The sequence below is a fragment of the Intestinibacter sp. genome (assembly GCF_051866655.1).
Classification (GTDB): domain Bacteria; phylum Bacillota; class Clostridia; order Peptostreptococcales; family Peptostreptococcaceae; genus Intestinibacter.
Map to the genome: position 1 here is coordinate 1 of NZ_JBJDXL010000047.1, position 7,624 is coordinate 7,624.

The 7,624-nt window shown below is 29.5% G+C and carries 9 protein-coding genes; all 9 read right to left on the reverse strand.

Annotated features, from left to right (window positions below; translation table 11 throughout):
* Positions 1-571: phosphatidate cytidylyltransferase (locus ACI3VO_RS01335; protein ID WP_439756176.1), on the reverse strand; the 571-nt coding region annotated here is incomplete at its 3' end.
* An 11-nt stretch (positions 572-582) separates the two neighbouring features.
* Positions 583-1,314: an isoprenyl transferase gene (locus tag ACI3VO_RS01340; protein ID WP_439756177.1), complete on the reverse strand. Its 732-nt coding sequence runs from the start codon at positions 1,312-1,314 to the stop codon at positions 583-585.
* 28 nt (positions 1,315-1,342) lie between these two features.
* Positions 1,343-1,546, reverse strand: coding sequence for a hypothetical protein (locus tag ACI3VO_RS01345; protein WP_439756178.1), 204 nt, complete (start codon positions 1,544-1,546; stop codon positions 1,343-1,345).
* Between the two features lie 2 nt (positions 1,547-1,548).
* Positions 1,549-2,103 (reverse strand): ribosome recycling factor, encoded by a 555-nt coding sequence (gene frr, locus ACI3VO_RS01350; RefSeq protein WP_439756179.1) that lies wholly within the window; start codon positions 2,101-2,103, stop codon positions 1,549-1,551.
* A gap of 27 nt (positions 2,104-2,130) precedes the next feature.
* Positions 2,131-2,835 (reverse strand): UMP kinase, encoded by a 705-nt coding sequence (pyrH, locus tag ACI3VO_RS01355; RefSeq protein ID WP_439756180.1) that lies wholly within the window; start codon positions 2,833-2,835, stop codon positions 2,131-2,133.
* Between the two features lie 190 nt (positions 2,836-3,025).
* A complete protein-coding gene (gene tsf / locus ACI3VO_RS01360) occupies positions 3,026-3,937 on the reverse strand; it encodes a translation elongation factor Ts (protein ID WP_439756181.1) in 912 nt (303 codons plus the stop codon).
* Between the two features lie 134 nt (positions 3,938-4,071).
* A complete protein-coding gene (gene rpsB, locus ACI3VO_RS01365) occupies positions 4,072-4,800 on the reverse strand; it encodes a 30S ribosomal protein S2 (RefSeq protein ID WP_320924021.1) in 729 nt (242 codons plus the stop codon).
* Between the two features lie 254 nt (positions 4,801-5,054).
* Positions 5,055-6,251: a D-alanyl-D-alanine carboxypeptidase family protein gene (locus ACI3VO_RS01370; protein WP_439756182.1), complete on the reverse strand. Its 1,197-nt coding sequence runs from the start codon at positions 6,249-6,251 to the stop codon at positions 5,055-5,057.
* 70 nt (positions 6,252-6,321) lie between these two features.
* On the reverse strand, positions 6,322-7,251 hold the full coding sequence (locus tag ACI3VO_RS01375; RefSeq protein WP_439756183.1) for a potassium channel family protein: 930 nt from the start codon (positions 7,249-7,251) through the stop codon (positions 6,322-6,324).
* Positions 7,252-7,624 lie beyond the last annotated feature (373 nt).

Here is a 7,624-nt window from a genome sequence, read left to right on the forward strand (position 1 = left end):
AATTAAATATATATCCAAATATCAAGCAGCATATTGTACTTCCAAGTATACCGCCTATACTTCCTTCTATTGTCTTTTTGGGGCTTACATTTGGTATCAATTTATGTTTTCCAAATAAATAACCTGAAAAATACGCAAATGTATCAGTCATAAATGCTATTATAAATACTAGCCATACTAATTTATGACCATCAGGGAAATTATTTATTATAAGAACTATAAAATCTAGCAATATCTCTACATAAAATATTCCAAAGAATGTAACTATTATATCCATAATATTTTTTTTACACTGTAGCATAGGTATAATAGAACATATGAATAAAATGAATATCACTATATAAGTACAGTTCATCTCTAAGCTAAAACAATTTTTTATAAATAAATAAAAAGCAAATACATATCCTAAGCTAAATATAGGATTTATTTCTTTTTCTTTAAATGCCTTGTAAAATTCATTGATAGCTATTGCAACGATTACAAATTCACCTACATAAAGAGGTATCCCTCCTAAAATAACTAATAGCAACAATGGAACTAAAGCTAATCCCGCTATAATTCTGGTTTTCATAAATGCACTCCTTACTTAAGTCCACCAAATCTTCTATCTCTATTTTGATATGCGTATATAGCCTTTTGAAGCTCTTTTTCGTCAAAGTCTGGCCAATATACATCAGTAAAATACAATTCAGCATAAGCTAGCTCCCAAAGTAAGAAATTGCTCAATCTTTGTTCTCCACTCGTTCTTATAACTAAATCTGGATCTGGAATTGACTTAGTACTTAGATAATTTTTTATAGTTTCTTCTGTAATATCTTCAGAATTTAACTTTTTATTTTCAATATCTTTAGAAATTTGTTTAACTGCAGCTGTGATATCGTATCGGCCTCCATAATTTAAAGCTAAATTTAAATTAGGCCCGTCGTTATTTTTAGTTAATTCCATAGCTTTTTTTAGTTCGTCTAAGCAAGCCTTTGGCAATTTTTCTATATCTCCAATAGCTGTTAATTTTACATTATTTCTATTTAATTCTTCCACTTCATTTTTCAAATAAGTTTGCAATAAAGTCATCAAAGTTTCTACTTCTAGAGCAGGTCTTTTCCAATTTTCTGTAGAAAAAGTGTATAGAGTGACGTATTTAATTCCTAATCTTCTGCACTCTCTAATAACAGTTCTGACAGTTTCTACACCAGCCTTGTGACCAGCTGTTCTAGGTAAAAATCTTTTCTTTGCCCATCTTCCATTTCCGTCCATAATAATGGCGATATGTTCGGGCATTTTGTCCATATCTATATCAAAAAACATATTGTCCATATTTTCTCTCCAATACAATTTCTGACTCCTATGATAAGGAGTCAGAAAAATAAGTTACAATTAATTCTATACTATTTCTATTTTGAGATATTTTTATAACTCTTGGAATTATAAGCTTATCCTTGTCTTTTCTTCCTCGAATTTCTGTAATAGTATATTCAACATTTCTATCATCAAAAAATTTTTTTACATCATCTAAATGAAGACCTAAAAGTCTATTGTACTCTTTCAAAATTATACCGCCATTATGTCTTTTTCTTTTACTTCTAATAAAGCATCTATTTCTTTTACATATTTGTCAGTTAATTTTTGTACGTCATTTTGACCCTTCTTTAATTCGTCTTCTGTGATTTCTCCGTCTTTTTGCATTTTTTTAAGCTTATCGTTAGCATCTCTTCTTTCATTTCTGATTCTAACTTTGAATTCTTCAGCAGCTTTTTTAGCTTTTTTAGTTAATTCTTTTCTTCTTTCTTCAGTTAATGCAGGTACATTTAATCTTATAACTTCTCCATCATTTGTAGGATTAAGTCCTAAATCTGAATTTCTTATTGCTTTTTCTATTTCTTTCATAGCACTTTTATCCCAAGGGTTGATAAGAAGAGTTCTTGGTTCAGGAACAGATATAGATCCTACTTGGTTTATTGGTGTTGGAGTTCCATAGTAATCTACTCTTATTTTGTCTAGCATTTGTGCATTTGCTCTACCTGCTCTTATTGTTGAAAATTCATATTTAAGAGCTTCTATTGTCTTATCCATTTTTGTTTGTAATTTGTTTTGTAATTCTTTCATGTTTGTTCCTCCTAATTAATCTAATAATTATTCTACAGTTGTACCTATGTTTTCACCATATACTGCTCTTAATATATTCTCCGTTGTAAGCTCAAATACCTTTATTGGAATTTTATTATCCATACATAAAGATGTAGCTGTTGAGTCCATAACCTTAAGTTCTCTTTGTATAACATCAAGATAAGTTAATTTTTCAAACATTTTTGCATCATCGTATACCTTTGGATCTTTATCGTATACGCCATCTACGTTTTTAGCTAATAATATAACTTCTGCTTCCATTTCTGCTGCTCTTAGTGCTGCTGCTGTATCTGTTGAGAAGTATGGATTTCCAGTTCCTGACCCAAATATTACAACTCTTTCTTTTTCTAAATGTCTAACTGCTCTTCTTCTGATATAAGGTTCTGCTATTTGTCTCATTTCGATACCTGTTTGAACTCTAGTAGGTACATCTATATTTTCTAAAGCAGCTTGTAATGCTAATGCATTCATCACTGTTGCTAACATTCCTATGTAGTCTGCTGTAGTTCTGTCCATTCCTTCTGAAGTTCTACCTCTCCAGAAATTTCCACCCCCGACAACTACTGCGACTTCAACGCCTATTTCTTGAACCTTTTTAATAGCTACTGCGATTTCATTTACAACATCGTTGTTTATTCCAGTACCCTTATCTCCAGCTAAAGCTTCTCCACTTAGTTTTAATAATACTCTCTTGTATTTTGGCTTATCCATAGAAATCCTCCTAACGTATATTATTCTTAATTATTATTTATTATAAGAAAATCTTTATCTTAAAGATATATAATGTAGATTTTCTTGAAATGCATGACGGAAATTATATTTGTATGCATTTTTTAAAGGAGTATAATTTCCTATGCATTATAAAAAAGAGAACACGTAAGTGTTCTCTTGTGGTCGTCGATTATTTAAGTTGCTTAGCAACTTCTTCTGCAAAGTTTTCTTCTCTCTTTTCTATACCTTCGCCAACTTCGAATCTTACTACTTTACCAACTTTTATATCACTACCAAGGTTTTTAGCTACTTCAGCAACTAATTTTTTTATTGTATAATCAGAATCTTTAACAAAAGTTTGTTCTAATAAGCAAACTTCTTTTAATTCTTTTTCTAATCTACCTTTTATCATTTTTTCTACTATGTTAGCAGGTTTTCCTTCGTTTAATGCTTGTGCAGTTAAAACTTCTGTTTCATGAGCTAAGTATTCAGCATCAACATCATCTCTTGATACATATTTAGGATTCATAGCTGCAACTTGCATTGCTATATCTTTTCCTAATGTTAATACTTTTTCATCTCTAGATTCAGTTACTAATTCAACTAAAACACCTATTTTACCAGCACCATGTATGTATCCAGCTATTTGTCCTTCTGAAGCTATAGTTTCAAATCTTCTGAAGTCTAATTTTTCTCCTATTGTAGCTATTCTATCGTTTAATACTTCTTTTAATGCTTTTCCTTCAGCATGTTTTTCTTCTAATAAAGCTTCTATAGTTGTAGCAGTAGTATTTAATGCCATATCAGCAGCATCACTTACGAAAGCTTTGAAATCTTCGTTTTTAGCAACGAAGTCAGTTTCTGAGTTTACTTCTACTACTGTAGCTTTTGTATTATCATCACTTATTTTTATTGCTACTAAACCTTCAGCAGCTATTCTATCAGCTTTCTTAGCAGCTTTAGATAAACCTTTTTCTCTTAATATATCGATAGCTTTATCCATATCTCCATCAGCTTCTACTAAAGCTTTTTTACAATCAAGCATTCCTGCTCCAGTACTATCTCTTAATTCTTTAACCATCTTAGCAGTTACGTTAGCCATAATTATAATTCCTCCTATTATTTTAAAAATGGCAAGGAGAAACCTTACCATTCAGTTTTATCATAGCTGAGAAATTGTATTTATAAATACAATTTCTCTTAATTTCAAAGTTTAAATAAAATTACTTAAAAAGATTATTCTTGTACTTCTTCTACTTCTTCTTCAGCAACTTCTTCTTCTGCACCTTGTCTTCCTTCGATTATTGCAGTAGCCATTGCTCCAGTTATTAATTTTACAGCTCTTATAGCGTCGTCATTACCTGGGATTGGGTAATCTAATTCATCTGGGTCACAGTTAGTATCAACTATACCAACTACTGGTATACCTAATCTAGCTGCTTCTTGTATAGCTATATTTTCTTTTCTTGGGTCAACTATAAATATAGCACCTGGTAATTCAGGCATATCTTTTATACCGTTTAAGTTCTTTTGTAATTTTTCTTTTAAAGCATTTAATTTTATAACTTCTTTTTTAGGAAGAACATCAAAAGTTCCATCTTCTTCCATTTTTTCTAATTCTCTTAATTTTTTGATTCTAGTTTGGATAGTTTTGTAGTTTGTTAACATACCACCTAACCATCTTTCATTTACGTAGAACATTCCGCATCTTTCAGCTTCTTCTTTTATAGCTTCTTGAGCTTGTTTTTTAGTTCCTACGAATAAAACTGGTTTTCCAGTTTCAGCTACTTCTTTCATGAAGTTGTAAGCTTCTTCAACTTTTTTAACTGTTTTTTGTAAATCTATTATATAGATTCCGTTTCTTTCTGTGAAGATGTATTTAGCCATTTTAGGGTTCCATCTTCTTGTTTGATGTCCGAAGTGAACACCAGCTTCTAATAATTGTTTCATTGATATTACTGCCATTTTTACCTCCTGGTTTTATACCTCCGAAATGTTCAACTCCCTAATCGACCATCTTTGGCACCTTTTAAGGATCCCATTTTCGTGTGTATTTTTTTATTTTTATTTTTTCACCTTTTGTAGTATATCATAGGAAAAAACAAATTTCAATAATTTTAATTCAATATATTTTTTATTATTTATATTTCGACTTTAAGCTCAATAAAAAGCACTTATGCTTTACTTATCGCCATAATATTATAATATTAGTTTTACAATTACTGTTTATTTAAAAGTATTTTCAACTTTGTCTTAAAAGAAACATTATCTATGCTATTCCCACTGACTATATTTAGTCTACCTAATTCATTTCCAGCAGAGTCATAATATTTTATAATTCCCAAAATCTCGCCTTTTTTTACAGGATATGTTATTTCTTTTATAGTTACTTCGCTTTTTATGTCTTCATCTTCTCTAGATATCATATATAAGTCCTGACTGGATTTTAAGCATACCTCTAGCTCTTCTATTCCATATATATATTTTTTACCTATTAACTCGTCTTTTTTAACTACATTTTTTGTGTAAAAATTTTCTTTTCCATATTTCAGTATAGATAATGAAGATTTCGTCCTTTTGTCCTTGTGATTAGCTCCCAATACAACTCCTATTAATCTATTATCCACATCGTTTTTTTCTTGATCTTTATGAACCTTCATAGAAAAGCATAAACAATAACCTGCATTTCCCGTATAGCCTGTTTTAACACCATCTACATCTGGTAATAATTGGAGCAATACATTTGTATTGTTTTTGCAAAATCCTCTTTTGGGATAAGAATAAACCTCCTTGTCTGTTATAGATGTCACTTGCTTTTCGTAATTATCAAACATATACTTGGCCAATATAGCTATATCTCTTGCTGTAGATATATTTTCCATAGGTGGTCTCTTTGGATCCTTTAAGCTATAAATCGGAAGTCCATTCGGATTTACAAAGGTCGTATTTTTCATGCCTAGCTTTTTGGTCCTTTTATTCATAATGTCTACAAAATTATCTACACTACCTCCTATATATTTTGCAATTGCTACAGCTGCATCGTTTCCAGATACAATCATAAGGCCATTCATAAGCTCTATTAAAGGCACCTTTTCTCCCTCCTTCAACTTATAGGAAGAACCTCTAACCTTTGCAATTTCTTTATCTATTTCTACTAAATCGTCTTCTTTTACTTTGCCCTCCTCGATTGATTCTATAGCTATTAAAAAAGTCATCATCTTACTTAAGCTAGCTAAGGGCATCTTTTTATCAGGATTTTTCTCATATAGTGTCCTATTTGTCAGTTGGTCTATCAATATAGATCCCTTTGAATATTTATCTACATCATCATAAGCTAGACAATAATTAAATGTAAAAACATTCAAAATTATAGATATCAATAATATTTTTGAAATAAAACTTTTCAAAGCTGTCACCTTCCCAGTAATAATGAATACTCTCTTATTTTTTCACAAGAGAATATTTTTAAAACTAGTAATTATTAACTTATCTGAACATTCTCCTCATTATAAGAGCTGCCCATGTACTCTGCACAGTAATTCCAATAAAAACCTCTATACAAACTAATATCTTACCTATAACTCCATTTATTGCCATATCTCCAAATCCAACAGTAGAAAAGGTTACAAGAGAAAAATACCAAAACTCTATATAGAGCTTGAGTACATCGAATGCTGAATAATTTTTTATATTTTCGAATTCAAATCTTACAATATCTCCTGATGAATTAGTAACACCTATAATCATATATAAAATTGCAAATACACTTATTATAGATATAATATAAAAAAACAACTTACTCAAATGCTCTCCATATCCCATGAATTCTCTAGCTATATAGTTTAATATTTTAGATAGTAAATATTCAGAATAGCTTCTAAAATCATTTCTATTGATATTATTATTGCTGTACTTTCTCTCGTAATAGGTATAATATCCTATATTTTTAGTATCGTGAATTCTTTCAGCTTGTATCTGAGCTATTGTATAATTGACCTTGCCTATATAGCTATAATCGCTATTGTATTGACAATCTCTCAAAATAAATTTACTTTCTTTAGAAAATACTATACCATCTAGCCTAGGAAAATTTATATTTCCAATTAATTCAAAGTTTTGGCTGTTTATGCTCGTGTGCTTAAATATTTTATTATCTATTGTATTTTGATTAAAATAATTTTTTTTAATAATTAAATCAGCATTAAACTCTGAACTAGAAAATAATACTTGATCTAAAAATCTGCAGTTTAAAATTTCGACTTTTTCTCTAAATATAAAATTTGAAAAATCTACTTTTTTATAAAAAATACACTCCTCAAACCTCAAATAATTGTAATCGTAGTCTACTAAATCCTTAATCACAAAATCATCCTCAAATAAAAATCCTGTAAACTCCTCAATCCTTTCCTTTTTCAAATAGTGTTTAAAAAGTATATTTTCTCTTTTAGTTTTATTTTTCTTATGAAAAATGCAAAAACATCCAGACCTCGCATATCTATTGCAGACTTTACCATTCTTAGATTTCCAGTTACAATTCATAAAATTAGACCCTCATTCGATTTTAGCAACAAAAAAAGAATATCTTTATAAAGACAATAGCCTTCACGCTATACATCTTATAAAAATATTCTCTCCCATTTATCGCATTTTTATTCATCGTTAGAAATTTATAACACATAAATATTTCATAAAAAGCTCTTTATATTCTTCATAATAGGTGTTTCTATCGTTAAATATTATAGCCAAATTAAAAATAATATTTCTATCCTTTAAATCCTTTAGATGCTCT

What these genes read in the sequence shown, in the direction of transcription:
- frr (WP_439756179.1), bottom strand. Translation starts at nt 2,103, where the DNA reads ATGAAAGAATTACAAAACAAATTACAAACAAAAATGGATAAGACAATA.
- rpsB (WP_320924021.1), bottom strand. Translation starts at nt 4,800, where the DNA reads ATGGCAGTAATATCAATGAAACAATTATTAGAAGCTGGTGTTCACTTC.
- pyrH (WP_439756180.1), bottom strand. Translation starts at nt 2,835, where the DNA reads ATGGATAAGCCAAAATACAAGAGAGTATTATTAAAACTAAGTGGAGAA.
- ACI3VO_RS01340 (WP_439756177.1), bottom strand. Translation starts at nt 1,314, where the DNA reads ATGGACAATATGTTTTTTGATATAGATATGGACAAAATGCCCGAACAT.
- tsf (WP_439756181.1), bottom strand. Translation starts at nt 3,937, where the DNA reads ATGGCTAACGTAACTGCTAAGATGGTTAAAGAATTAAGAGATAGTACT.